This is a genomic window from Sorangium sp. So ce381 (genome assembly GCF_051473845.1).
Lineage (GTDB): Bacteria > Myxococcota_A > Polyangia > Polyangiales > Polyangiaceae > Sorangium > Sorangium atrum.
Genome location: NZ_CP150336.1, coordinates 41,025 through 65,169, shown reverse-complemented (window position 1 = coordinate 65,169; position 24,145 = coordinate 41,025). Strand labels below are relative to the sequence as shown.

Genomic DNA, 24,145 nt, shown 5'->3' with positions numbered 1-24,145 from the left:
GCGGGAGGGGACCAGTCATGCGGAAGTGCATTCGCGACGCGGTGGTCGTTATCACCGGGGCGTCTTCGGGCATCGGCAGGGCGGCGGCGCTCGCGTTCGCGCGGCGCGGCGCGCGGGTCGTCATCGCCGCTCGGAACGAGGCGGCCCTCGAGGAGGTCGCCGCCGAGTGCGCCAGCGTCGGCGCGCGGGCGCTCGCCGTCCCGACGGACGTGAGGGAAGAGCACGCCGTCCGAGCGCTCGCCCGCGCCGCCGTCGAGGTGTTCGGCAGGATCGACGTCTGGGTGAACAACGCCGCCGTGTTCCTCTACGCGCGCGCGGACGAGGCGCCCTACGAGATCTACCGCCAGGTCATCGAGACGAACCTGCTCGGCTATGTGCACGGGGTGCGGGCCGTGCTGCCCTGTTTCCGCGCGCAGGGCGCCGGGGTGCTCATCAACAACGTCTCCGCTCTTGGCAAGTTCGGCGCGCCGACGATGAGCGCCTACGTGATCTCCAAGTTCGGGATCATGGGCCTCTCGTCCTGCTTGAGACAGGAGCTCTCCAGCACCCCGGACATCCACGTTTGCACGCTCCTGCCCGCGACGGTCGACACCCCCATTTACCAGCACGCCGGCAACACGACCGGCCGCGCAGTCCAGCCGATGCGGCCGATCGTCGACCCCGAGCGGGTGGCGGCGGCGATGGTCTCGCTCGCCGAGCGGCCGCGGCGCAGCGTGTATGTCGGCGCCGCCGGCCGCATCGCCGCCGCGGCGTTCGTCGCCTTCCCGGGCCTCCTGGAGCGGTTGTTCGCGGCCTACGCGATCCGCGCGACCTTCCTGGATCGCGCGGCGCCGTGCACCGACGGCAACATCTTCGTGCCCATGAAGCACTGGACCGGCGTGACCGGCGGATGGCGCTCGACCTCGGGCCTCGCCGCGCTCCTCGACACCGCCCGGGTCTTCGCGGGCCTCGCGCTCACACTCCCGTCCACAGCGGCAGAGCGCCTCAGGCCACGATGACATAGCCGTCCTGGCACCCTCCGTACGCGATTCCCCAGCCATCTTGACGCGCCATCGCCCCCGACGTGTCTCTCAACCTCGGGGGTCCTGTGACGTGTTCTCCACGGAGTCCCGGCATGCTGCGCCCACAACGACGATTCAATTAGAATAAGGAGGCGCAACGATGAGCCGTTATGTGGCGCGCACGCTCCGAAGCGATGACTTTTCGACTCTGATGGAACTGGAGACGACCCTCTTCGGCGACGCGGGCGAAGGGGAGCTCGGGCGGTATTACATCCGTCTTTGCTGCGACTTCTTCAAGGACTCTTGCTTCATGGTCGAGGCCGCGGGGAAGCCGGCGGGCTACCTGCTCTCCTTCACGCGCGGCAAGGAGGTCTACTGCACGACCCTCGCCGTCCTGCCCGAGTATCAGGGCTCCCGCGCGACGCACACGCTCCTCCGCGCGTTCGTCGGGTCGATCCTCGGATGGGCCGAGTCGTGCTGGTTCACCGTCGAGGAGGACAACCACGCCGCGCGGGCGCTGCACGCCATGCTCGGCGCCAAGGAGATCGAGGTCCGCCCCGATTTCTATGGAACCGGACACCCGCGCATCATCTCGCGCATCGATCGCGACGCTTTCATGGCCCTCCGGGCCCGCTTCGAGAAGGTGGGGCTCGTCGATCGCCAGGCCGACGCGAAGGAGCCGCGCGCGGCGGAGAGCGGCGGCATCGCCGCGGTGGCCTGAGGCCGACAGACCATGACGACCACCGCTCCGCTCGACCACGGCCGCCGCGCGCCGGCGGCGGCCGACCGGCCCTGGACCGAGGCGCTCTCCATCGCCAGCCGGCTCTCCGGCGTGATGGGGCTCGCGCTCGACACCATGTTCCGGACCAGCCTGCTGCCCACGCTGCCCGCCTCGCGCCACCGCGAGAGGGCGCGCCTCCTTCACGGGATCGCCCGGGACCTGTGCGCGCAGCACTCCCTGCGCGTCCGCGTGACCGGCGCGCTCCCCGCGTCGCCGTTCGTGATCGTGGCCAACCACGTCAGCTACCTCGATCCGATCCTCCTCGCGTCGCTCACCCCCTGCACCGCCATCGCGAAGCAGGAGATCGGCAGCTGGCCGATCATCGGCGATCGCGCGCGCGATCTCGGCGTGATGCTCGTCGATCGGCGGCGCCCGGCGAGCGGCGCGCGCGTGCTCCGGTGCGCGCTCCGGGCCCTTCGCCATGGCGTCCCGGTGCTGAATTTCCCGGAGGGCTCGACCACCCGCGGAGAGAAGGTCCTCCCCTTCCGCAAAGGCATCTTCGGCGTCGCCCGGATCGCGGGTGTCCCCATCGTGCCCGCGGCCATCACCTACGATGACCCGGAGCTCTGCTGGGCGGGCGACGACACCTTCCTCCCCCATTTCCTCCGCTTCTCCAGCCGCCGAGAGGCGAGCGCCCGCGTCGCCTTCGGCCCGCCGCTCGGCGATCACGGCGGCGCGGCCGATCTCGCGGACCGCGCCCGCGCCGTGATCCTGGACCTCTTGAGCCTGTAGGAGATCTCATGTCTCAACAACGAGCAGCCGCGTACCTGCGGCACGGGCAGACTCCCTTCTTTCGCCTCCCGACCGCGGGCTTCCACGAGGCCGGCGCGTCCGCCTATTCCGGCGCCGACGCCGTGCTCCTCGGCGTCCCGTGGGACGGGAGCGTCACGTACCGCCCCGGCGCGCGGTTCGCCCCCTACGAGCTGCGCCGCGTGAGCGCGCTCGTGCAGTCGTACCACCCCGGCCACGGCGTCGACGTGTTCCGCGCGATCGACGTGCTCGACGGGGGCAATGTGCCCTTTCCCCCGTTTCACGCCGACTCCGTGCGCGAGCTGATCCAGGCCTCGGTCGACGAGGTGCTCGCGGCCGGCGCGGTCCCGTTCGTCGTCGGCGGCGACCACTCCATCGCGCTCCCGGTGCTCCGCGCGCTGTCGCGGCGCCACGGCCCCGTCACGGTCGTCCACGTCGACGCGCACCTCGACACGAGCACCTCGGAGGTGTGGGGCGAGCCGTTCCACCACGGCACGCCGTTCCGCAACGCGATCGAAGAGGGGCTGATCGCGCGGAGCGCGCTCCACCAGATCGGCATCCGCGCCACGTGGGGCCACCCGGAGGAGGGCGCGTTCTCGGCGCACGCCGGGGCGACCCTCTACGGCATGGATCGGATCGACCGCGACGGCGCTCACGCGGTCGCGGCCGCCATCAGGGCAGCCGCGGGCGAGTCGCCCGTCTACATCTCCTTCGATATCGACGGCATCGACCCGGCCTATGCCCCGGGCACCGGCACGCCCGTGCCCGGCGGGCTCACCTCACGCGAGGCGATCCAGCTGCTCCGCGGCCTCGCGGGGATCAACCTGGTGGGCATGGATCTCGTCGAGGTATGCCCCGCCCTGGACCACGCCGACATCACCCTCCACCTCGGCGCGCACCTCCTGTTCGAGGGCCTGGCCCTCCTCGCGACGCGAAACGGCAGCCAGCGCGACCAGCGCGACCAGCGCGACCAGCCGCGCGGATGACGCGAATGACGCGGATGACGCGAATCGCGAAATCGCTCCACGTGAATCCGCTCAATCCGCTGGCGTCCGCCGCCATTCCGGTGTCACATAAGAGACACTGGGATGACACGCTCGCCCGATCTTTGTGGCCGCTACGCCGATCTTCCGCAGCTCGATGACGCCTGGGCACGCCTGGCGCGCACCTACGGCGGACGGGAAATAACGATCGGGACGTCCGCAAACGGAAGGCCATTGCGGCGCTACGACTTCGGTAATCCGCTCGGTCCGACGTTCCTGCTGACGTCGCTCATGCACGGGGTCGAGGTGATCGGCGGGCTCGCGCTGCTCGATGCGGTCCGGTCGATCCTGGCGAGCGGGCGCGTGGGCGCGGCGGCGCGGGCGCGGCTCGTCGTGGTGCCGGTCGTCAACCCCGATGCGTTCGCCGACAACCTGGAGCGCCTCCGCGGCGAGCGGCGGGCGTCGCAGCGCTGCAACGCCCGCGGCGTGGATCTGAACCGGAATTTCGCGCCGCTGTCCTCGTCGCGGCCGCTGCACCCGTTCGCGGGCTCGCGGCTCCGGTGGTCGCCGCACTACACGGGGCCTCACGCCTTCTCGGAGCCCGAGTCGCGCGCCCTGCGCGACGTCGCGCTGGAGACGCGGCCTGCGCTCGCGATCGGCTTTCACAGCTGCGGCAACTTCCTGCTCTACCCGTGGGCGCACACCGACGTGCCCAACCCGCGCGAGCCGCTGTACCGGGCGCTCGGCGACGCCTTCTGCCAGGCTCTGCCGCGCGAGCGGTACGAGGTACGCCAGGCGGCGCACTGGTACCCCACGGTCGGCGACATGGACGACTGGCTCGACGCCAACCTGGGAACGCTCGCCTTCACGGTGGAGGTCAGCCGTCCTGCACGCTCCTTCCGCGACATCCGCCGGCTGCTGAACCCGTTCTGGTGGTTGAACCCGCGCGAGGCCGACGAGGCGATCGCCAACGTCGTCCCCGGCGTCGGCGCGCTCCTCTGCGACGCCCTCGACCGCGGCGTGGGCAGCGCGCCCTCGCGGGCGGCCCCGCCGATCGACGCGTCGCCTGTGGAGCTCTTCGCCGACGCCGCCGAGTGAAATGGCCGCGCTCGCGGCGTACGCGCCGATGTCGGCGGCCGCCATTCCGCGCTCGCCAGAGGGCGACGGCGGCGAGGGCTGTCGAAAAGTGCCAGTCCCGCGCGCAGCATCCACTATCCTTCGGGCGTGGACGCCGCCACGCCCCGCATACCGTCGACCGTGCGGATCAGCCCGAGCGCGGCGGCTCGTCACGCCGGCGCCGACGAGTCGGACATCTGGCAGCACACCCCCGACGAGGTCGTCGAGGGCAAATACCGGCTGGTCCAACCGCTCGGGCGCGGGGGCATGGCCGAGGTCTGGCTCGCCGTGCACGTCACGCTCAAGACCGAGCTCGCCGTGAAGTTCCTCAGCGCCTCGCTGACCGGCGACGCGGAGCGGAGCCGCACCGTCCTGGAGAGGTTCCGGTTCGAGGCCCAGATCTCGGCCCGCCTGAGCGCGCGCACGCGGCACATCGTCGCGGTCCACGACGCGGGGGTTCACGACGACATCCCTTACCTGGTGATGGAGTACATCCCGGGGCGAACGCTGTTCGCCGAGGTGCGCCAGAAGGGACCGATCGATCCGGTGCGCTTCGGGCACATCCTTGATCAGATCGGGGACGCGCTCACCGTGGCGCACGACATGGGCATCGTGCACCGCGACCTGAAGCCCTCGAACGTGATGCTCGTCGACACGCCCGGCGCGGAGCTGACGGTGAAGGTCGCGGATTTCGGCATCGCCAAGGCGCTGCACGGCGATCTAGGCCTGGATCGACCGCAGGAGACAGAGGCCGACGTCATGCTGGGCTCGCCGAACTACATGAGCCCGGAGCAGCTCGCCTCGCCGCTCGCGGTCGACGCGCGGGCCGATGTCTGGGCGCTCGGCGTGCTGGCCTACGAGGTGCTGACGGACTGGACGCCTTTTCACGGCAACAGCATCGCGGAGATCATCGTGGCGGTCAGCACCCGCGATTTCGAGCCTGCCACGGAGATCAAGCGGTCGCTTCCCCCGGGGCTCGACGCCTGGTTCTCGCGCGCCCTCGCGAAGGGGCCGGCGCAGCGGTTCGCCTCGATCCGCGAGATGGTCGGGGCCTACCACGCCGCGCTCTCGGCGCCGCCGCCCGAGCGGCCCGCGGAGGTCGCGCCGCCGCGGCGGCCTCGGGTGGCGCCCGCCGTGGCGCTGGCCTGCCTGGCCGCGCTCGGAGGGACCGCCGCGCTGGCGGCGCGCCTGCTCGATCGGCCGCGCCTGGAGCAGCCGGCGCGGCTGGTGGCCCCCGGCGTGCGGGGCGCGCTCCAGGGCGTGGCGCTGCGCTCGCCGCCACCGCCGCAGCAGCCCACCGCAGCCGAGCAGCAGGCCTCCGCGGCGACGCCCGCGCCGCCTGCTTCCACAGCAGCGCCCGCGCCGCCGGCCTCCGCCGCGCCTGCGCAGCCGCGCTCGTCCCAGCGCCGCCCCGGGGGTGACAGGGTCGCCCCGCGCGCGACGGCGACCGCCGCGCCCACGGTGCCCCGGCGCCGCAAGGAGATCGACAAGAGTGAGACCTTTTGAGCGACGGCTCATCACGCTCTGCAGCGTCGCCTTGCTCGCGGCCGCGCCGGCGCGCGCGCTCGCCGTCGGGGCCGAGGAGGACGCGAAGACGCTGTTCGCCCGGGGCCGCGAGCTGCGGAGCGCCGGACAGTGCGATCAGGCGGTCATCGCCTTCCGGAGCGCGCTGGAGATCTACCCCGAGGGGCTCGGCGCGCTCAGGAACATCGCCGAGTGCGAGGAGGAGCTCGGCCGCTATGCCTCGGCGAGGCGAGACTGGTGGGATCTCCGGCGCGCCGCGCTCCAGTCCAACGAGGCGAAGTACGCCGGGTGGAGCGAGGACGCCGAGGCCCGCTACCGGGCGCTCGGCAGCAAGGTCGGGACGCTGACCGTCCGGCTGAAAGGCGCCGAGGGGAGGCCGCCGGTCCAGGTGGTGCTGGACGGCAAGCCCCTCGACCCGAGGCTCCTCGGCGTCGAGCTCGAGCGCGATCTCGGCGCCCACACGGTCGAGCTGTTCTACGGCGGCGCCGCGCCCATCGCGGAGCGCGCCGAGCTCGCGCCCGGCGCCCGTCAGGTCGTGACGCTGACCGTGCCCGCGCCGCTCCCGGCGCGCGACGCGCTCTCCGCGCCGAGCGCCTCCGGCACGCCGCCCAGCGGCATTCGCATGGGCGGCTACGTCGCGCTCGGCGTCGGCGGCGCGGGCGCGATCGCGACCGTCGTGGCGCTGGCCGTGCGCGCCGGCGCGCTGTCCGCGGTCGAGGACGGGTGCTCCCCCGCCGGCGGAGGCGCCTACGAGTGCCCGCCGTCGCTCCAGGGCGACTACGACACGGGCAAGACCGCCTCGACGCTCGCCAGCGTCTTCGCCGGCGTCGGCCTGGTCGGGCTCGGCGCCGGCGTCACGCTGCTCCTGCTGAGCCCTTCCGAGCCCACGTCGCCGGCCCCTGGCAAGCCGGCGGCAGAGCTCGTCCTCACGCCGACCCCGGGCGGCCTCGGCTCGCGCCTGCTCGTGAAGTTTTGAGGTCCAGCGATCGGGCGCGGCCGGCGCCGTGACGCGGCAGGCAACGCAGGGGCGCGCGTCGCTGAGCTTGTCTTTCCGCACCCGGGCGCTACCCCATGATCGAGGCGAGGACGCGCGAGGCGGGGAGGCCGAGATGAGCTCACAGCGAAACAAGATCCTTGGTTCGATTGCAGGGAGCGGCGCGGTCGCCGTCCGCGGGGCGGCGGAGGCGCTGTTCTCGGCGGCGGGCAAGAGGCTCCTCGACGAGGGCACGCGGGAGGGCCTGCGGCGCGTGATGGTCGAGAACACCACGGCGGTCGTGGACGCGCTCGCGCCCGGGCTCTCGCTTGGCGCGCAGACGACGGCGAAGATCATCGCCGATCAGGGCGGAACGCAGGCCGCCGCGATCGTCGCGCAGGCAGCGGGGCGGTATGCGGGCCAGGCGGCGCTCACCGACGGCGTCTCGGCCGCGGTCGCGAAGGGGCTGGCCCGAGAGGCGATGAAGGCCGCGGGCCGGGAGGTCCTGAAGGGCGCGGGCAAGGCGGCCGGTATCGGGTTCGTGATCGAGGGCGCCTTCGGTGCCTACGAGGGCGTCACGGCCTACCAGCGAGGCGAGATGACGAGGAACGAAGCGCTCGCGCACGCGGCGCAGGAGGCCTCGACAGGCGCGGTGGCGACCGGCGCCGGCGTGCTGCTCGCGGCGGGCCTCGTCGCGGTGACCGGCGGCGCCGCGGCGCCGCTCGTCTTCGCGGTCGGCGCTGGCGGCGCGATCGGCGCGAAGCAGGTCCTGCGGCGGCTCATCGGCCGGGTGTCCTCGAAGGTCCTGGCCCGTGACGTTGCTGACGGCGGCCAGGTGGGGTGACGCCGCAGAGGCCGAGTGTGTCCCGACCAGCGCGCTCGCCGACTCGACCTCTCGGCGTGTGTGGCATTGCGTTCCTCTCGTGCATCGGCCCCGCGGCGCCCCTGTGGCAATCGCCCCGTGCCTTTCGCGTGGTGGTGTTCCGACGTAGATCATCCCCATGCGACGACGCGTCCGCCGGACAACATCACCATCGCCCCCTGGGGAGAGCTCTTCATGGCGGAGGATGGCTATCGAGGGAACTACCCTCGAGGCGTGACGCTGGACGGGCAGATCTTCGATTTCGCGCGCAACGCGCGAGCATGAGCGAGAGGCTCTCCCTCCACCTCGGCCGCCCCGCCTCTCTCGCCCATCAGAGCGCTCGTGCCGCTCAGAACGGCGGCGGCGCCGTCTCGCCGGCCGGCAGCGGGCCCGGCTCCGGCGCGTGCTCCGACTCGACCGGCGCTGGCGCGACCCCCGGCTCTACCGGCCGCGGCCCCTCCCCTGGCGCCGGCGCGGTCCCCTGCGGCTCGGCTGGCGGCCCGCCGTCCGCCGGCTCCGCGCCCGCGTCCGCCTCGGGGACCTGCGCCTCCTCGGTCGGCTCCGTCCCGGCGACGAACACCTCCTCGATGGCGTCTTCCTGCCCCTCGCGCGCGAGGAGACCCGTCCGCGGATCGATCTTCACGCGCACGACGCCGCTCGGCACCGGGAAATCGGCGGCCGGGCGCTTCGCGTGCGCCTGCTTCATGAAGTCCACGAACGCCGGCAGCGCCGCCGTGGCGCCCACCTCGCCGTTGCCGAGCGGCGCCGCGTCGTCGTAGCCGGTCCACACGGCGCACGCGATGTCGGTCGAGTAGCCCACGAACCAGGTGTCCTTCGCCTGGTTCGTCGTCCCCGTCTTGCCGGCGATCGGGCGCCCCAGCGAGCGCGCCTGCTTGGCGGTCCCGCTCTGCACGACCGACGTCAGCACGCTCGTGAGCACGTAGGCCTCCGCCTCCTCCATCACGCGGTGCCCCGGAGGGCGCGGCGGCAGCGGGATCTCCACCCCGCCGGGCCCGACGATCTTCGTGATCAGGACCGGCTGCTCGTGGACGCCGCCCGCGGCGATGCTCGCGTACGCGGCGGCCATCTCGCGCGGCGTGACCTCGTAGGCGCCGAGGGCGAGCGACAGGTCTGCGCCGAGCTTCGACTGGACGCCGAGCGCGCCGGCGAAGGCGACCACGTTCGAGGCGCCGACGCGCGACAGCGCCGACACCGCGGCCACGTTTACGCTGTGCGCCACGGCCTCCCGGAGCCGCGCCGGCGACTCCCCCTCGCTCTCATCGTAGTTCTGCGGCTTGTACCCGGCGATGGCCAGCGGATCGGTGTCGAGGATCGTCGCCGGCGTCAGCGTGCGCGCGTGGATGCCGTAGCCGTAGACGAGCGCCTTGAACGTCGACCCGGGCTGCCGCCGCGCGAACGTCGCCCGGTCGAGCCCGCCGCGCACCGCCTCGTAGCCGCCGACGAGCGCGACGATCTCTCGCGTCCGCACGTCGATCGCGACGAGCGCCCCCTCGGGTCCGAGCTCGAGCCGCAGCGGCGCCGGGGCCGCCGGCTTCCCCGGTTTGCCCGCGGGCGCGGCGCGCCCTGCCTCTCCGGCGGCGTCCTCGTCCTCTTCCTGGCCTGCGGCGGCCGCTTCGACGACCGGCTCCGGCGCGGGGCCGATCAGGCTGACGCGCACGACCTTGTCGACGTCGGCGAACTTGCTCGGCGGGAGCCCGTTCGGGTTGTACCGCTGCGCGCCGCGGAGCGTGACCGTGCCTTCCAGCGTGCCCACGCGCACCGAGAGCGTCCCTCGGGCGTCGTCGGCGCCCGTCACGACCCCCCGGAAGACCTTGTGTCCGGCCGGCGTCCCCTCGAAGGCCGGCGGCTCTTTCTTGCTCCGCGCGAGCGGGCCGAGCAGCTTGTGCCGCTTCGCGTAGGCGTCCAGGTTCTTGCGGACGGACGCGCGCGCCGCCGCCTGCATCGCCGGATCGATCGTGGTCGTGATCGTGTAGCCGCCCTGCTGCGCGGCGGGCCCGACGAGCTCGCGCAGCAGGCGCTGCGCCTCGGCGACCACCTCGGGCGCGAGCTCGGCGAGCGATTCGGTCTCGACGGCGAGCACGACCGGCTCCTGCTTCGCTTGCGCCACCTGGATCTCGTCCGCGAAGGCCTTGCGCTGCATCTGATCGAGCACGAAGTCCCGCCGCGCCACGGCGCGCTCGAGGTTCACCCGCGGCGAGTACACCGACGGCCCCTTCACGACGGCGACGAGCAGCGCGGCCTCGGCGAGCGTCACGTCGCGCACGCTCTTCCCGAAGTAGTAGCGGCTCGCCTCCTCGACCCCGTAGCGGCCGTGACCGAAGTAGATCTTGTTGAGGTAGAGCTCCAGGATCTCGTCCTTGGTGAGCTCCTGCTCGATCTTCCGGGCGAGGATGATCTCGCGCGCCTTGCGGTTGAAGGTCCGGTCCGGCGTGAGCAGGACGTTCTTCACGACCTGCTGCGTGATGGTGCTCGCGCCCTGGCGAGCCCGGGACGAGCGGAGGTTCACCGCGAGGGCGCGGAGCATGCCGAGGTAGTTCAGCCCCGCGTGCTCGTAGAAGCCCGCGTCCTCGGCGGCGAGCGCGGCCAGCTTCACCTGGCTCGGGATCTCGCCGATGCGCACCACGGTGCGCCGCTCGGTGAAGACCTCGCCGAGGCGCGTCCCGTCGCGCGCGAGGATGCGCGTCACCTGCGGGGGCCGGTAGTCCTTGAGCTCATGGGTCGAGGGGAGATCGGCCTCGTAGTGCCGGATGACGAGCGCGATCGTGGCGGCGGCGAGCACGAGCAGCGCCGCGAGCGCGATCCCGATGCGCTTCGCCCACGTCGCGATCCCGGGGCCTCTCTCCTGCGGGGGCGCGCCTTCCGGCTGGCTGGACGGGCGCTGCGCGCCCTCGAGGTGCGGCGCGCTCGCCGGCCGCGTTGCGCCGCTGATCCGCTCAGGCGGCTCGCTCCCTCGCCCCGGCGGCCCCGACCGCCGCGCGGGTGGCACTGACGCCCGACGCAGCGGATCCGATGCCTGACGCAGCGGATCCGACGCTCGGCGCAGCGGGTCCGATGCCTGACGCAGCGGGTCCGATGCCTGACGTAGCGGATCCGACGCTCGGCGCAGCGGATCCGACGCCTGACGCAGCGGATCCGACGCTCGGCGCAGCGGATCCGATGCTTGACGCAGCGGATCCGACGCTCGGCGCAGCGGATCCGATGCTTGACGCAGCGGATCCGACGCCTGATCCGGCGCATCGGTCTTCCTGACCGGATCGTCCTCGTTTCCCGCTGAGTTCCGTGATTGCTCCGAGGCCATGACGCCGTCCCCGTGAACGCTGGCGCAGGCGATGCGCATCCAGAGCGCCCGGCGCGCCGGCGCGGCGACGCTAGCACGCCCGCGGAGGCTCGCCTCGATCCGGGGCGCGCTCGCGGAGGATCAGCCCTGGAACAGCCGCATGGCCACGATGGTGATCAGGATGCCTGCGATCAGGCAGCCCGCCGCGATGCCGACGAGGAGCAACGGCTTCGCCTCCGCCTTGACCGGCGCCTTGGGCTGCTTGGCGAGGGGCGCCGGCGCGGGCGCCGGCTTCGCGGACGGCGCCGGCGGCTGCTGGACCATCTTCACCGTCTTCGCCGGCGACTTGAACGCGGACGGCGCGGGCGCCTTGTTCGCCTGGAGCGCGGCGGCGTGCTGCTTCGACGCTTGCTCGAGCACCGCGTTCGCCTTCTTCGGCATCATCGCCGTGTAGCCCTTGCCCGCTCCGCCCGCGAACGGCTTGAGCGCGTCAGCGAACTCCGCGGCCGACTCGAACCGATCCTCGGGCCGCTTCTCGAGCGCCTTGGCGAGCACCGCGCTGAGCCCGGGCGGAAACTGCTTCCCGGGGACGCGGTCGTCGAGCGGGATCGGGTTCCTCGTCACGTGGTGCTGGATGTACTCCATGGGCGTCCGCGCCTCGAACGGCAGCTTGCCCGTGAGCACCTCGTACAGGATGGTCGCGAGCGAGTAGATGTCGCTGCGCGCGTCGAGCACCTTGCCCTGCGCTTGCTCGGGCGACATGAACTCCGGCGTCCCGAAGACCATGCCCTCCTGCGTGAGCATCACCGACCCCGGCCTGAGCTCCCGCTCCGTCACCTTCGCGAGGCCGAAGTCGAGCACCTTCGGGTAGTCCTTCAGCCCGCCGTTGGTCGACAGGAAGATGTTCTCGGGCTTGAGATCGCGGTGCACGATCCCCTGGATGTGCGCCTCCTGCAGCGCGCCGCAGACCTGGATGAGGACCGGGATCGCGCGCTCGACGGGCAGCGGCCCTTCCTTGCGGACCACCTGGTTCAGGTTCTTGCCCTCCAGGTACTCCATCACGATGTACAGCGAGCCGTCCTCGAGCTCGCCGTAGAGCAGCACCTTGACCGTGTTCGGGTGCGTGAGGTGGCTCATCGCCCGCGCCTCGCGGCGGAAGCGCGAGACGAGATCCTTCCGGTTCGCGAGCTTGGGGTGGAGGATCTTCACCGCCACCATCCGGTTCATCGCCGGCTGCGCGGCCTTGTAGACCGACCCCATGCCGCCGGAGCCGATCTTCTGAAGGATCTGGAACTGCCCTCCGAGCAGATCTCGACCGATATTCGGGTCCGGACCGGCAGCCATGCGTGGAGCCGGAAAATACCACGCAACCCACCCGTATCGTCTATGACCGAAGCAGCCGACGCATCGGATCCCGCCGTGGAGCCAAAATGACCGTAAAAACCGACGACCCCGGGGCCGCCGAGGCGCTCGAGAGCCCGCTCCTCGCCGCCGCCGGCTTCTCGCACGCCTTCTTCACCCGGCGCGGCGGCGTCAGCGCCCCCCCGTGGGACACCCTGAGCTTCGCCATCGCCCTCGGCGACGATCCCGCCGCCGTCCGGGAGAACCTGGAGCGCGCCGCGCGGCGCCTCGGCATCCCGGCGGCGCGGCTCTATTTCCTCAGCCAGGTCCACGGCGTCGAGGCGCGGGTCCTCACCGGTGAGGAAGATCGCGACGCCGTCGTCCGCGAGGTCGGGGACGTGACCCTCTCCCGCGTCCCCGGCGTCGGCTGCGGTGTCCGCAGCGCCGACTGCGCCCCGATCCTCCTCGCCGATCGCCGGACCGGCGCCGTCGCAGCGGTCCACAGCGGCTGGCGTGGGACCGTCCGCCGGGTCGTGGTCGAGGCGGCCCGCGCGCTCCGCTCGCTCGCCGGCCCCGGCGCGGAGCTCGTCGCGGCCATCGGCCCGCACATCGAGGCCTGCTGCTTCGAGGTCGGCGACGACGTCGCCGCCGATCTCGCCGCGTGCTCCAGCGCGGGCGCCGCCGCCGTCGTCCGAGGGGCGCCCGGCGCGCGCCCGCACGTCGACGTCCGCCGCATCCTCAAGGCCCAGCTCACCGAGGTCGGCCTGGACGCAACCTCGGTCGAGGACGTCCCTGGCTGCACCGCCTGTGACCCCGCCCGCTTCTTCTCGTACCGGCGCGACGGACAGCGCAGCGGCCGCCTGCTCTCCGTCATCGTCGCCGGCCGTACCGTCATCGGCTAGAACGCTCCCATGGTCTCGCTCGCGCGCGACTCCTCGCCGATCGTGCTCGCCATGGTGGGCCTGCCCGCCCGCGGGAAGACGTCCATCGCCCGCAAGATCGCGCGGTACCTGTCGTGGCTCGGCCACCCCACGCGGCTCTTCAACGTGGGCAACTACCGCCGCGCGCACCTCGGCACCGCGCAACCGCACCAGTTCTTCGACCCCAACAACACCGAGGGACGCCAGGCGCTCCTCGGCATGGCGATGACCGCCCTCGACGACCTCATCGGCTGGCTCAGCTCCGGCGGCGAGGTGGCGATCTACGACGCCACGAACAGCACGCGCGCTCGCCGGAACCTCGTCACCGAGCGCTGCCAGGCGCACGGCTTCCCGGTCGTCTTCATCGAGTCGATCTGCAACGACGAGTCGATCATCGAGACCAACGTCCGCGAGACGAAGCTCCGCTCGCCGGACTACCAGGGCGTCGACCCGGAGGCGGCGCTGCGCGACTTCCGCGCGCGCATCGCGCACTACGCCCGCGCGTACGAGCCGCTCGGCGAGCCCGAGCGGAGCTACATCAAGATCATCGACGTCGGCCGCCAGGTCGTGCTGAACCGCATCCACGGCTACCTGCCGGCGCGCCTCGTCCCGCTCTTGATGAACATGCACCTCACGCCGCACCCGATCTGGCTGACGCGCCACGGGGAGAGCGTGTTCAACGAGAAGGGGCTGCTCGGCGGCGACTCGGATCTCAGCGCGCGCGGCGACGAGTACGCGAAGAACCTCTCCGCGTTCATCCGCGAGCGGGCCGGCGACGAGCACGTCAACGTCTGGACGAGCACGCTGCGCCGCACCATCCAGACCGCGCGCCCGATGACGCAGAACCACGTCGCCTGGCGCGCCCTCGACGAGATCGACGCGGGCGTCTGCGAGGGCATGACGTACGAGGAGATCCGCCAGCAGATGCCCGAGGTCTTCAACGCGCGCGCGGCCGACAAGTTCCGCTACCGCTACCCGCGCGGCGAGTCGTACGAGGACGTCATTCAGCGCCTCGACCCGCTCATCATCCAGCTCGAGCGCCAGCGCTCTCCCGTGCTCGTGATCGGCCACCAGGCGGTGCTGCGCGCGCTCTACGCCTACCTCGTGGATCGCCCCGCGCCCTCCTGTCCGACGCTGCCGATCCCGCTGCACACCGTCATCGAGCTGACCCCGACGGCGTATGCCTGCGAGGAGCGCCGCTTCCAGCTCGCGCCCGCCGTCCAGGGCGGCGACTCGAGCACCGCGCACCCCTGAGCCAGGCAGCGCGGCCGCGCTGGAGGCGCGGGCTGCGCTGCGGCGCGGCCGCGCCGGCTCAGCGATCCCGGCTGATCAGCTTGCGGAGGAGCTCCAGCGGGTGGAACGGCAGCATCGCGGCCATGTCGCTGTCGGTCCCGGCCCGCTCGAGCACCGCCCGCACCGCCGGCGCCACGATGCCCATCGGGTCGATCCGCTCCACGAGCGCGCGGAGCGCGCTGAGCGCCGCGCGCCCCGCGTCGATCCCGAGCGGGATGGCGAGGGCCGCCGGCACCGGCGCGAGGATCACGTCGCGCACCGCCACCGCCCTGGCCCAGGCGCCTGGGCTCGGGTCGACCTCGAGCTGCCGGATGGTCTCCGCCTCCGCGAAGCAGCCGAGCGAGAGCTCCCCTGCCCGCTCCTCGATGGCGCGCGAGAGGTGCCGGTAGTCGCGGCGCCAGTCGCCCGCGAGCAGCCCCATGTCCTCCCGCACCTCGTCCGGCCCGAGGATCAGGTTGATCCCGCGGGCGTCGCGGCGGAGCGCGACGCTCGTCCAGAGCTCCCCGCCCTCGAACAGGCCGATCACCACCGTCTTGCCGATCCCGGCGAGCGACTCCAGCGTGCCGCGCACGACGCCCGCCGAGGGCATCGGCACGCCGCGCAGCCTCGCCGGCCAGAGATCGATCCTCCCGGCGAGGAGCTCCTCGCGGGCGAGCTGCAGCAGCAGGAGCGACTGGGCGATGAGGTCGTCGCCGCGCCGCACCCGCGCCCCGAACCGCTCCACGATGGCCTCGAGGACGCCCGCCTCGAGCACGGCGGCCCAGCTCGCGTGGTGGCTGGCGGCGAGCGCCTCCGCGGAGAGCGGGACGGCGCGCTGCGCGTCGTCGATCCGGAGCCGGCCCGCGTCCGTGTGCACGAGCTTTCTGAGCTTGCCGCCCGCGTGGACCGCGACGACGCCGCCGCGCGGCCGGCCGACCTCGCGCTCGTCGATGCCCGTGCGCCTGGGCCGGAACAACGACAGCACGCGAACCCAGTCGGTCGCGGTGAACCCCTCGAAGCGGACGTCGGGCGAGAGCACGGGGCGAGCCTACCGCCGGCGCGCTCCGTGCGCGAGCCGGCTACGCCCCCCACCAGAGCATCTCGTGCACCTGGGTCTCGCCGCCGACGGGCACGATCACCCGGATCTTCTGGCCCTCGATCTGGACCACGTGGGCGGGGAAGCTGTCCGCCGGGTAGTAAAGCGACTTCACGAAGCCGTTCGCGTCGAGCCAGAGCAGGTGCACCCCGTCCGCTGTCGCCCCGTGCATGAGGAGCATCCGCCCGCCGCCGAGCAGCGCGAACTCCAGGCCCTTGAAGCCCATCTCCTCGAAGCGCTCCGGGGACGGGAAGTCGTCGCCCACGGACCTGAGCTCCGGCAGGTGCGCGCGGAGGTGCTTGTAGAGCGTGTCGTAACGGACCTTCGCGAGCTTCGGGATCCGCCGGTCGCCCGCGGCGATGATCGGCAGGCGCTCCGCGTCGAACGTCGGCACCTCCACGTGGGTGCGGTAGCGATCCACGAGCCTGCCGCGGCCGATCTCCTCGTCGCTGAGCGCCTTGAGCCACCACTGGAAGATCGCGAGATCGCCCGTCCCTGCGCTCGACTCGAGCCGGACCAGCGACTCCCACAGGGGCCTCCGGACCTGCCACTTCCCGCCGTGGTTCTTCACGACGCACGCCCCGACGTAGAGCGCCCCGTGCGTCACGAGGGTGACGAGCATGGGAGGATCTCCGCCCCCGCTCGCCGCCGGCGCGCCGCTGGATCCGCCTGCCGGCGCGAGCCAGGCGTCGCGTCGCTCGCGGGTCAGCGCCGCGCCCAGCCGGTGGACCGACGCATCGGAGAAGTCGAGCCCGAGGTCGGGCGCGCCGAACGCCGCGGGCGCGAGGCGGGCGAACACCTCGGCTGCGTGGTCGATCTGGGCCAGGATCGACGGGTTTCCCGCCGGGTTCGCGTCCGCGGAGCGCACGCCTGCCAGGTCGGCGAGCGCGTCGGGCGGGTAGTGCGGCGCGAAGAAGCGCTCGAAGATCTGGGCAGCCGTGATCGGTTCGGCGGGCATGGCTCGGGGCCGTGAGGGTCGGCGTGGAGAGGGGCGGGCGACCGCGGCCGGCCGCCGCGGCTCAGAACATCTTCTTGCGCTTCGACGAGCTCAGGATGCCGAGCATCTCGCGGTACTTGGCCACGGTGCGGCGGGCGATCTTGATGCCGTCCGTCTCCTCGAGGATCTTGACGATCGCCTGGTCGCTGTAGGGATTCGACTTGTCCTCGGCCAGGATGATCTTCTTGATCGCCTGCTTGACGCTCTCCGAGGCGATGTCTTCGTCAGCGACCCGGTGGATCGATGAGTTGAAGAAGTACTTCAGCTCGAAGAGCCCCTGGGGCGTGTGCACGTACTTGTTCGACGTCACGCGGGAGATGGTCGACTCGTGCATGCCCACCGACTCGGCGACGTCCCTGAGGATCATGGGCTTCAGGTAGCCCACGCCGCGCTCGAGGAACTCGCGCTGCTTCTCGACGATGCACTCGGTCACCTTGATGATCGTGCGCCGCCGCTGCTCGATGGCCCGGATCAGCCACTGCGCGCTCCGGAGCTTCTCGCTGATGAACTCCTTCGCCTTCGGGTCCCGGAGCATCCGCTGGGCGAGGTTCTCGTTGATGTAGAGCCGCTGGAGCCCCTTGTCGTTGTCGGTGACGACGAACTGGGTGCCATCCTTGATGACGTACACGTCCGGGGTGATGGCGATGGTCTTCTCGTCGACCTCGGCGAAGTTGCGCGCCGGCACGCTCTCCAGCTTCTGGATCTCCTGGACCGCGTCGTAGACGTCCTCCAGCGGGATCTTCAGCGCCTTCGCGATCGCGGGGAAGTTGCGCCGCTCCACGTTGTGGAGGTGGTCCTTGATGATGGCCATCTCGATGTCGTCGAAGCCCAGCACCTCCGCCTGCACCCGCAGGCACTCCGACAGGTCGCGGGCCGCGACCCCGACCGGATCGAAGCGCTGGATCATCGACAGCACCTCCTCGGCGTCCTCGGGGTGGAGCTCCGCCTCCCGCGCCAGGTCCACGAGGCTGATGTCGGGCCCCTTCGTGCCGTCCGGACGTTCGCCCCCCTTGAGGTCGAGGTACCCCTTCTCGTCGAGGTTGCCGATGACGAGCAGCGCGAACTGCCGCTCGTTCTCGACGAAATCGCTCATCTGGAGCTGCCAGAGCAGGTGGTCGCGCAGGTTCGACGGCTTCGTCAGGTTCTGGTCGATCGGCGGCAGCTCTTCGAAGCCGCCCCGGTGCGCGGGCATGGCCTGCTGGAGCTGCCTGTTTTCCAGGAATTGCTCCCAGTCCACCTCCTTGACCCGCTTCTCCGTCTCGCGCGCCGCGATGTCGGTGTCTCGGTCGAACCGCTCGCCGTTCTCGAGCCGCTGCTCCGTGGGCAGGTCGGCGTTCCTCCCCCGCTGATCCGCCTTGTCGCCGTCCCGCGCCTTCGGGTCGGTCATGTCGTCCGCGAGGACAGGGTTGCCGTCCAGCTCCTTCCTGATCTCGTCGACCAGCTCGAGCCGTGAGAGCTGCAGCAGCCGGATGGCCTGCACCAGCTGCGGGGTCATCACAAGCTGCTGCGACAGCTTGAACTGGAGCTTCATCTCCATGCCCATGAGGAGCTCCTTCTCTCAGTTCGCCGCCAGCGCCACCCGCCGAACGGGGGCCGGGGCATTGCGCGAGGTTCGTGCCATCGAGTGTCTCATTGGTGGCCTCACCCCCAACGTAGCATCGAACGGGGCAGCGGCCCGGGTCTTGCTTTCACGTCTGCACCAAAAAATAGCGCAGGGCTTGCATCCTACACCGCTGAACATGGTTTCAGCCTTCGCCGCGGTAGATTTTTCGCCCCGCGCGGAGCTCTGCCCGCAGCCAGTTCGGATTGGCCCCCATCTGCCGATCGTTGCACTATCGGCCGCCGATCGGGAGGCTTGAAATCCCGAAAGGTTGGGCGAAGGCGCGATGGGAAAGCCGAAGGTGCGCGGACCTACGCGCGGGCACGGGATGGAGGGCGTGCGCGGCGGGGCGTCGTCGCCGGATGCCGAGAAGGAGCGGATCCTGTCTCGCTCGCCCCTCGCGTCGCTGGCCTCACCGAGCCGGCGTTCGCTGTTCGAGCTCGGCAGGGTCGAGCGGCTCACGCGCAGGCAGTGCGTTTGCCAGCAGGGTGCGCCGCCGAGGCACCTGTTCCTGATCGGGGCGGGTCGCGTGAAGGTCGAGCGCGTCGCCGACGGTCGGGTGGTTCCGCTCGGGCACCGCGGGCCCGGCGACCTCGTCGGCGAGGGCGCGCTCGCGGGCGCGACGGTCTCCTCCGAGAGCGCGACGGTGCTCGACGAGGGGGACGCGCTCGTGGTGCCGCTCGCCGGTCTCGAGCGGCAGCTCGCGTCCGACGCAGCGCTCCGCGGCGCGCTCGCCGCGGCGCTCGTGGCGCGCAAGCTCGAGACCGAGGCGCGCCTCGGCTCGCTGCTCCTCTGCACGGTCGAAGCGCGCCTGATCGAGTTTCTCCGCGCCGCTGCGCGGCGCTGGGGGCAGCCCCACACCGCTGGACAGCTGGTGTCGGCGCCGTTCACGCACGCGGACATCGCGCTGCTGATCGGGTCCACCCGCGAGACGGTCACCCTGCTGCTGGGCAAGCTGAAGCGCGCCGGCCTGATCGCGTTCGACCGGCGGCGGATCGTCATCCGGGATAGCGAGCCCCTCGAGGCGCACGCCGCGACGGCCTGAGCGTCCGCCCGGAGGGGCCGCTGCGCGGCCTGCGCTGGAGCCGGTACACCGCGGCGCCGTTCGGCTCGATGAAGGTGCGCCGCTCGGTGGGGCGGCCTCCCGCGCTTTCCACCCCCGCCGCAGCGCCAGGCGCGCTCGGGCGGCTCCCCTCCAGCTCGCCGATCTCGCCCTGGACCAGACGGAGGCGAGGAAAGATCCCGGACTGCGTGGATTCCCGGGCGCGGAGGTCGACGAAGATCGTGCTGAGCAGCCGACCGAAGGCGTACGGCTTGAGCAGGACCTCGCTGACGTCGTCCGTGCCGTCGCACGAGACCGGCTCGTCGGCACAGAAGATGACCCGCCGGGGCATCGTGCCCTCGCGCCGCAGGCGGCCCAGGATCTCCCGGGCGCCTTTCGTTCCGGGGGCGAGATCGATCAGCGCGACGTCGTAGACGCGCTCGCGGGAGAGGGAGATCGCTTCCTCCAAGGTCGCGGCCGGGCTGACGAGCGCGCCGCGGTTGCAGAGGAGGAGCGCCGTAGCCTTCCGGAGGACATGGTCCTGATCGAGGAGGAGAACGTTCGGTTGGTACGTCATCGGGTATCCCTGCGGCTTGCAGTCGAATTGCCCCGCATCGACGAGGACGGCGACGAGCGCGCCCCCTCCGTCGTTCAGCGGCAGCATCCGCGTCCGCGGACGGTCCCCCCTTCGCAACGCACGTGCCGAAGGGGAGGCGCCGCCGTCGCCCGGGCCTCGTTTCCCCTGTTCTCGGCGGCAACCCGGTCGTTCGAGCGTCGCTGCCGGTGAGGCTGCCCCGCCGACCCCGGGGCCGCCGCTGTGCCCATTTCGCGCTCCCTCCGCAGCGCCTCTCCGCCCCGACGAAGAGCGCCCCCCCACCCTGTCGGCTTGCCCACCGCGTCCTTGGCCGTCGGTGGGCGGTTCGTGCGCACGGGCCAGCCCAGGTTTGCGGCCCCTCCAGGGCGGCGCGGTCCGCCGATCCGCCGGTTGCTCCAGGCTCGACGTACCGCGGGCCACATGTCCGGACCGCTCGCGCGGCCCCGCCCTGACGCGTTCGGCGCAACGCAGCAAACTGATTTTCCCGCTTGATGAGGCTGGCGTGGGGTGCCACAAGCGTCCGCGCGCACGAGTGGCGGAATTGGTATACGCACCGGTTTTAGGTTCCGGCGCCGGTAGGCTTGGGGGTTCGAGTCCCCCCTCGTGCACCGCGGCTTGACGCCTGGAGGACTCGGCCGCCTCGCGGCGTGACGCGCCGCCCCGGGGCGCCTCCCCCGGGTGGCCCGGGACGGTCGTGGTCCGCTGGGCGCGCGGCGCGGGGGCGAGCGTTCGTCGTCGGACCCGCGCGCGGACCCGACGACGAACGCGTGACGGGGACCCGGGCTGCGGAGCCTCGGGCGGCCTCCGACGGATCGCCTCGGCGGCGTCGTCGACCGCACGCGCGGTCCCGGAATTGCGCGACGCCCGCGGCGCGACTACGTTCGCGTTCCTCGGCCGGACCCTCTCCTCCCACCTGACCGCCGCGGAGCCAAGGCACGTAAAGATGTTCACTTGGGCGATGAAGAAGATTTTCGGCACCTCGCACGAGCGTGCCATCCGCCGCATGCGACCCCGGGTCGAGGCGATCGGCAGGATGGAGCCGGAGCTGCAGAAGCTCTCGGACGCCCAGCTCCGAGCAAAGACGGCGGAGTTCAAGGAGAAGCTCGCCAACGGGGCGACGCTGGACGACATCCTGGTCCCGGCGTTCGCGGTCTGTCGCGAGGCGTCGAAGCGCGCGCTCAAGATGCGCCATTACGATGTGCAGCTCATCGGCGGCATGGTGCTCCACAACGGCTGCATCGCCGAGATGCGCACCGGCGAGGGCAAGACGCTGGTCGCGACGCTCCCCTGCTATCTGAACGCCCTCGAGGGCAAGGGCGTCCACGTCGTCACGGTGAACGATTACCTGGCGCGGCGCGACGCCGAGTGGATGGGCAAGCTGTACGGCTTCCTCGGCCTGTCGACGGGCGTGGTCGTCAACCAGCAGGGCGACGCCGAGAAGCGCGACGCGTACCGCTGCGACATCACGTACGGCCAGAACAACGAGTTCGGCTTCGACTACCTGCGCGACAACATGAAGTTCTCGGCGCTCGAGTACGCGCAGCGCCCGCTGCACTATGCGATCGTCGACGAGGTCGACTCCATCCTCATCGACGAGGCGAGGACTCCGCTCATCATCAGCGGGCAGGGGGAGCGCTCGAGCGACAAGTACCGCACGATCAACGAGGTGATCCCGCAGCTCCGGAACGAGGAGCATTACGCCGTCGACGAGAAGGCGCACTCGGTGACGCTGACCGACGAGGGCGTGGAGACGGCAGAGCGGCTGCTCGCCTCGCTCCAGGTGCTCAAGGGCACGAACCTCTATGATCCGGTGAACCTCGAGACGCTGCACATCCTGAACCAGTGCTTGCGCGCGCACACGCTCTACAAGCGCGACGTCAACTACATGGTACGCGACGGCAAGGTGCTCATCATCGATGAGTTCACCGGCCGCGTCCTCGCGGGGCGCCGGTGGTCGGACGGCCTGCATCAGGCCGTCGAGGCGAAGGAGAACGTCCGGATCCAGGAGGAGAGCCGGACGATGGCGACGATCACCTTCCAGAACCTCTTCCGGCTGTACAAGAAGCTCTCCGGGATGACCGGCACCGCGGACACCGAAGCGGCGGAGTTCCACAGCACGTACAAGCTCGACTGCGTCATCATCCCCACGAACAAGCCGGTGGTCCGCAAAGACTACGAGGATCTCGTCTACAAGACCGAGAAGGAGAAGTTCACGGCGGTCATCAACGAGATCCTCGAGAAGCACGAGCTCGGCCAGCCGATCCTGGTGGGCACGACGAGCGTCGAGAAGAGCACCGCGATCAGCCGGATCCTGACGAAGCGGGGCGTGAAGCACAACGTGCTGAACGCGAAGCACCACGAGAACGAGGCCTACGTGGTCGCGCAGGCGGGCCGCAAAGGGGCCATCACGGTCTCGACCAACATGGCGGGTCGCGGGACGGACATCATCCTGGGCGGCAACGCGGAGATGCTCGCCAAGCTCAAGTTCAAGGAGCAGAACCGCCAGGCCGAGGCGGAGCCCGAGGCGTTCGAGGCCCTGGTCGACGAGATCAAGAAGGAGTGCTCCGCCGAGGGCGACGAGGTGCGCGAGATCGGCGGGCTGTACATCCTGGGCACCGAGCGGCACGAGTCGCGCCGCATCGACAACCAGCTGCGCGGCCGCGCCGGCCGCCAGGGCGACCCCGGGACGTCGAAGTTCTACCTGTCCCTCGAGGACGATCTCATGCGCATCTTCGCCGGGGATCGGGTGAAGAACCTGATGGAGCGGATGGGCATGCCCGACGACGAGCCCATCGAGCACCCGTGGGTGACGAAGAGCGTCGAGAACGCGCAGAAGAAGGTCGAGGAGCGCAACTTCGACATCCGCAAGAACCTGCTCGAGTACGACGACGTGATGAGCGCGCAGCGCAAGACGATCTACGACATGCGCCAGTCGCTGCTCGTCGGCCGTTACTCTCCCGAGATCATCGACGAGGAGGGGAAGCCGACGGGCGAGAAGCGGACGATCAAGCCGCTCGCGTCCATCGTGGAGCTGGTCCGGCCGGACGTCGGCTACCTGCTCGGCATGTTCGCGAACGACCCGGTGATGCCGCTCGACGCGGACGGCAACCGGCGCGAGATCGTGCGAAAGGACTTCGAGAAGACGGAGCGGTTCGTCGAGCTCGAGAACATGCAGCGCGAGATCTACACGCGCTGGGGCGTGAAGCTCGAGCTCGAGTCGCGCGCCGACAAGGTCCTCGAGATCTACGACGAGTGCTCGGAGCTCATGCCCCTGGCGCTCACCGAGCAGCGCGAGCGGCTGCTCGATCTGATGGACCGGATCATCGGCGCGATGGTCGAGGAGTCGTGCCCGGCCCGCAAGCCGCCGGAGGACTGGGACTGGGGCGGCATCTTCCAGGGCTTCCGCGAGCACTTCGGCGTCGAGCTGCCGGACGACATCGCGCACATCGGCGACCAGGAGACGCTGGCGCGGGAGCTCTACGACCGCGCCGAGAAGGCGTACGAGAAGCGCGAGGAGGAGATCGGCGTCGAGCTGTCGCTGCGCATCTTCCGCCACCTCTACCTGGAGGAGCTCGACAAGGCCTGGGTCGACCACCTGACCGACATGGACCACCTCCGCGACGGCATCGGTCTGCGCGGCTACGGGCAAAAGGACCCGAAGCAGGAGTACAAAAAGGAGGGCTACAACATGTTCGTCAACATGGTGGCCCGCGTCTCCTCGAACGTGGTCACGAAGCTCTTCAGCGTGAACGTCAGGCGCGCCGAGCAGGAAGAGGCGCAGATCGAGGCTGCGGATCGCGAGCGGCACGCCGCGGCGCTGCTCGACGCGGTCGCGCAGCACGACGAGTCCCTCCCGATCGGCGCGAACCCTGCCCCGGCGCTCCCGCAGCCTGCCGTCATGCAGGAGCAGGAGTGCCCCTGCGGCAGCGGCCAGCCGTTCAACAAGTGCCATGGCGTCGAGGACGAGGCGACGGCCTGAGCCGGCGCCACCTGC

At 71.3% G+C, this 24,145-nt stretch carries 20 protein-coding genes and 1 tRNA gene; 15 read left to right on the top strand and 6 right to left on the bottom strand.

Going from position 1 to position 24,145, the window contains the following annotated elements; genetic code table 11:
* The first annotated feature begins 17 nt into the window (after positions 1–17).
* The 9 genes from WMF29_RS00255 (at position 18) to WMF29_RS00215 (ending at position 8,275) form a co-directional block, all read left to right on the top strand.
* Positions 18–998 (top strand): SDR family oxidoreductase, encoded by a 981-nt coding sequence (locus WMF29_RS00255; protein WP_437326906.1) that lies wholly within the window; start codon positions 18–20, stop codon positions 996–998.
* Positions 999–1,212: 214 nt separating this feature from the next.
* The gene (locus WMF29_RS00250) at positions 1,213–1,722 is read left to right on the top strand and encodes a GNAT family N-acetyltransferase (protein ID WP_437326905.1); all 510 of its coding nucleotides are present in this window, start codon (positions 1,213–1,215) and stop codon (positions 1,720–1,722) included.
* A gap of 12 nt (positions 1,723–1,734) precedes the next feature.
* The gene (locus WMF29_RS00245; RefSeq protein WP_272097093.1) at positions 1,735–2,514 is read left to right on the top strand and encodes a lysophospholipid acyltransferase family protein; all 780 of its coding nucleotides are present in this window, start codon (positions 1,735–1,737) and stop codon (positions 2,512–2,514) included.
* Between the two features lie 8 nt (positions 2,515–2,522).
* Positions 2,523–3,518, top strand: coding sequence for an agmatinase (gene speB, locus WMF29_RS00240; RefSeq protein WP_437326904.1), 996 nt, complete (start codon positions 2,523–2,525; stop codon positions 3,516–3,518).
* Between the two features lie 102 nt (positions 3,519–3,620).
* Positions 3,621–4,613, top strand: a complete 993-nt coding sequence (locus WMF29_RS00235; RefSeq protein WP_437326903.1) for a M14 family metallopeptidase — start codon at positions 3,621–3,623, stop codon at positions 4,611–4,613.
* Between the two features lie 126 nt (positions 4,614–4,739).
* A complete protein-coding gene (locus WMF29_RS00230; RefSeq protein ID WP_437326902.1) occupies positions 4,740–6,137 on the top strand; it encodes a serine/threonine-protein kinase in 1,398 nt (465 codons plus the stop codon).
* On the top strand, positions 6,124–7,131 hold the full coding sequence (locus tag WMF29_RS00225; protein WP_437326901.1) for a tetratricopeptide repeat protein: 1,008 nt from the start codon (positions 6,124–6,126) through the stop codon (positions 7,129–7,131). Before WMF29_RS00230 ends, WMF29_RS00225 begins: the two co-directional genes overlap by 14 nt.
* Positions 7,132–7,264: 133 nt before the next feature.
* Positions 7,265–7,972 (top strand): hypothetical protein, encoded by a 708-nt coding sequence (locus tag WMF29_RS00220; RefSeq protein ID WP_437326900.1) that lies wholly within the window; start codon positions 7,265–7,267, stop codon positions 7,970–7,972.
* A gap of 15 nt (positions 7,973–7,987) precedes the next feature.
* Positions 7,988–8,275 carry an alkaline phosphatase PhoX gene (locus tag WMF29_RS00215; protein ID WP_437326899.1) on the top strand — a complete coding sequence of 96 codons (288 nt, stop codon included), beginning with the start codon at positions 7,988–7,990 and terminating at the stop codon, positions 8,273–8,275.
* Between the two features lie 64 nt (positions 8,276–8,339).
* Here WMF29_RS00215 and WMF29_RS00210 read toward each other — a convergent pair whose 3' ends face one another.
* Positions 8,340–10,997, bottom strand: a complete 2,658-nt coding sequence (locus WMF29_RS00210; protein ID WP_437326898.1) for a PBP1A family penicillin-binding protein — start codon at positions 10,995–10,997, stop codon at positions 8,340–8,342.
* 23 nt (positions 10,998–11,020) lie between these two features.
* Here WMF29_RS00210 and WMF29_RS00205 point away from each other — a divergent pair, with 23 nt between their 5' ends.
* Positions 11,021–11,260: a hypothetical protein gene (locus tag WMF29_RS00205; protein ID WP_437326897.1), complete on the top strand. Its 240-nt coding sequence runs from the start codon at positions 11,021–11,023 to the stop codon at positions 11,258–11,260.
* A gap of 169 nt (positions 11,261–11,429) precedes the next feature.
* Here WMF29_RS00205 and WMF29_RS00200 read toward each other — a convergent pair whose 3' ends face one another.
* Positions 11,430–12,632, bottom strand: a complete 1,203-nt coding sequence (locus tag WMF29_RS00200; protein WP_437326896.1) for a serine/threonine-protein kinase — start codon at positions 12,630–12,632, stop codon at positions 11,430–11,432.
* Positions 12,633–12,718: 86 nt separating this feature from the next.
* Between WMF29_RS00200 and pgeF the strand changes: the two genes are divergently transcribed.
* Together pgeF and WMF29_RS00190 are read left to right on the top strand one after the other, a co-directional pair.
* On the top strand, positions 12,719–13,531 hold the full coding sequence (pgeF, locus tag WMF29_RS00195; protein ID WP_437326895.1) for a peptidoglycan editing factor PgeF: 813 nt from the start codon (positions 12,719–12,721) through the stop codon (positions 13,529–13,531).
* A gap of 9 nt (positions 13,532–13,540) precedes the next feature.
* On the top strand, positions 13,541–14,803 hold the full coding sequence (locus WMF29_RS00190; protein ID WP_272097082.1) for a bifunctional nucleoside/nucleotide kinase/histidine phosphatase family protein: 1,263 nt from the start codon (positions 13,541–13,543) through the stop codon (positions 14,801–14,803).
* Positions 14,804–14,861: 58 nt separating this feature from the next.
* On the opposite strand, the gene WMF29_RS00185 is transcribed toward WMF29_RS00190, so the two are convergent.
* The 3 genes from WMF29_RS00185 to rpoN form a co-directional block, all read right to left on the bottom strand.
* Entirely contained in the window at positions 14,862–15,860 is a 999-nt protein-coding gene (locus WMF29_RS00185) for a hypothetical protein (protein ID WP_437326894.1), read from the bottom strand.
* 40 nt (positions 15,861–15,900) lie between these two features.
* A complete protein-coding gene (locus tag WMF29_RS00180) occupies positions 15,901–16,875 on the bottom strand; it encodes a hypothetical protein (protein ID WP_437326893.1) in 975 nt (324 codons plus the stop codon).
* A gap of 61 nt (positions 16,876–16,936) precedes the next feature.
* On the bottom strand, positions 16,937–18,457 hold the full coding sequence (rpoN, locus tag WMF29_RS00175) for an RNA polymerase factor sigma-54 (protein WP_437326892.1): 1,521 nt from the start codon (positions 18,455–18,457) through the stop codon (positions 16,937–16,939).
* Positions 18,458–18,800: 343 nt separating this feature from the next.
* On the opposite strand from rpoN, the gene WMF29_RS00170 reads away from it, so the two are divergent.
* Positions 18,801–19,559, top strand: a complete 759-nt coding sequence (locus tag WMF29_RS00170; RefSeq protein ID WP_437326891.1) for a Crp/Fnr family transcriptional regulator — start codon at positions 18,801–18,803, stop codon at positions 19,557–19,559.
* Here the strand turns inward: WMF29_RS00170 and WMF29_RS00165 are convergent.
* Positions 19,513–20,220, bottom strand: coding sequence for a response regulator (locus WMF29_RS00165; protein ID WP_437326890.1), 708 nt, complete (start codon positions 20,218–20,220; stop codon positions 19,513–19,515). The genes WMF29_RS00170 and WMF29_RS00165 overlap by 47 nt on opposite strands.
* 457 nt (positions 20,221–20,677) lie before the next feature.
* Here WMF29_RS00165 and WMF29_RS00160 point away from each other — a divergent pair.
* Positions 20,678–20,759 (top strand) — tRNA-Leu (locus tag WMF29_RS00160).
* 335 nt (positions 20,760–21,094) lie between these two features.
* Entirely contained in the window at positions 21,095–24,130 is a 3,036-nt protein-coding gene (gene secA / locus WMF29_RS00155) for a preprotein translocase subunit SecA (RefSeq protein ID WP_437326889.1), read from the top strand.
* Positions 24,131–24,145: the final 15 nt, after the last annotated feature.

What these genes read in the sequence shown, in the direction of transcription:
- WMF29_RS00180 (WP_437326893.1), bottom strand. Translation starts at nt 16,875, where the DNA reads ATGCCCGCCGAACCGATCACGGCTGCCCAGATCTTCGAGCGCTTCTTC.
- rpoN (WP_437326892.1), bottom strand. Translation starts at nt 18,457, where the DNA reads ATGGGCATGGAGATGAAGCTCCAGTTCAAGCTGTCGCAGCAGCTTGTG.
- speB (WP_437326904.1), top strand. Translation starts at nt 2,523, where the DNA reads ATGTCTCAACAACGAGCAGCCGCGTACCTGCGGCACGGGCAGACTCCC.
- WMF29_RS00205 (WP_437326897.1), top strand. Translation starts at nt 11,021, where the DNA reads ATGCCTGACGCAGCGGATCCGACGCTCGGCGCAGCGGGTCCGATGCCT.
- WMF29_RS00255 (WP_437326906.1), top strand. Translation starts at nt 18, where the DNA reads ATGCGGAAGTGCATTCGCGACGCGGTGGTCGTTATCACCGGGGCGTCT.
- WMF29_RS00170 (WP_437326891.1), top strand. Translation starts at nt 18,801, where the DNA reads ATGGGAAAGCCGAAGGTGCGCGGACCTACGCGCGGGCACGGGATGGAG.
- WMF29_RS00190 (WP_272097082.1), top strand. Translation starts at nt 13,541, where the DNA reads ATGGTCTCGCTCGCGCGCGACTCCTCGCCGATCGTGCTCGCCATGGTG.
- WMF29_RS00245 (WP_272097093.1), top strand. Translation starts at nt 1,735, where the DNA reads ATGACGACCACCGCTCCGCTCGACCACGGCCGCCGCGCGCCGGCGGCG.
- WMF29_RS00220 (WP_437326900.1), top strand. Translation starts at nt 7,265, where the DNA reads ATGAGCTCACAGCGAAACAAGATCCTTGGTTCGATTGCAGGGAGCGGC.
- secA (WP_437326889.1), top strand. Translation starts at nt 21,095, where the DNA reads ATGTTCACTTGGGCGATGAAGAAGATTTTCGGCACCTCGCACGAGCGT.
- WMF29_RS00165 (WP_437326890.1), bottom strand. Translation starts at nt 20,220, where the DNA reads ATGCTGCCGCTGAACGACGGAGGGGGCGCGCTCGTCGCCGTCCTCGTC.
- WMF29_RS00200 (WP_437326896.1), bottom strand. Translation starts at nt 12,632, where the DNA reads ATGGCTGCCGGTCCGGACCCGAATATCGGTCGAGATCTGCTCGGAGGG.
- WMF29_RS00235 (WP_437326903.1), top strand. Translation starts at nt 3,621, where the DNA reads ATGACACGCTCGCCCGATCTTTGTGGCCGCTACGCCGATCTTCCGCAG.
- WMF29_RS00250 (WP_437326905.1), top strand. Translation starts at nt 1,213, where the DNA reads ATGGAACTGGAGACGACCCTCTTCGGCGACGCGGGCGAAGGGGAGCTC.
- pgeF (WP_437326895.1), top strand. Translation starts at nt 12,719, where the DNA reads ATGACCGTAAAAACCGACGACCCCGGGGCCGCCGAGGCGCTCGAGAGC.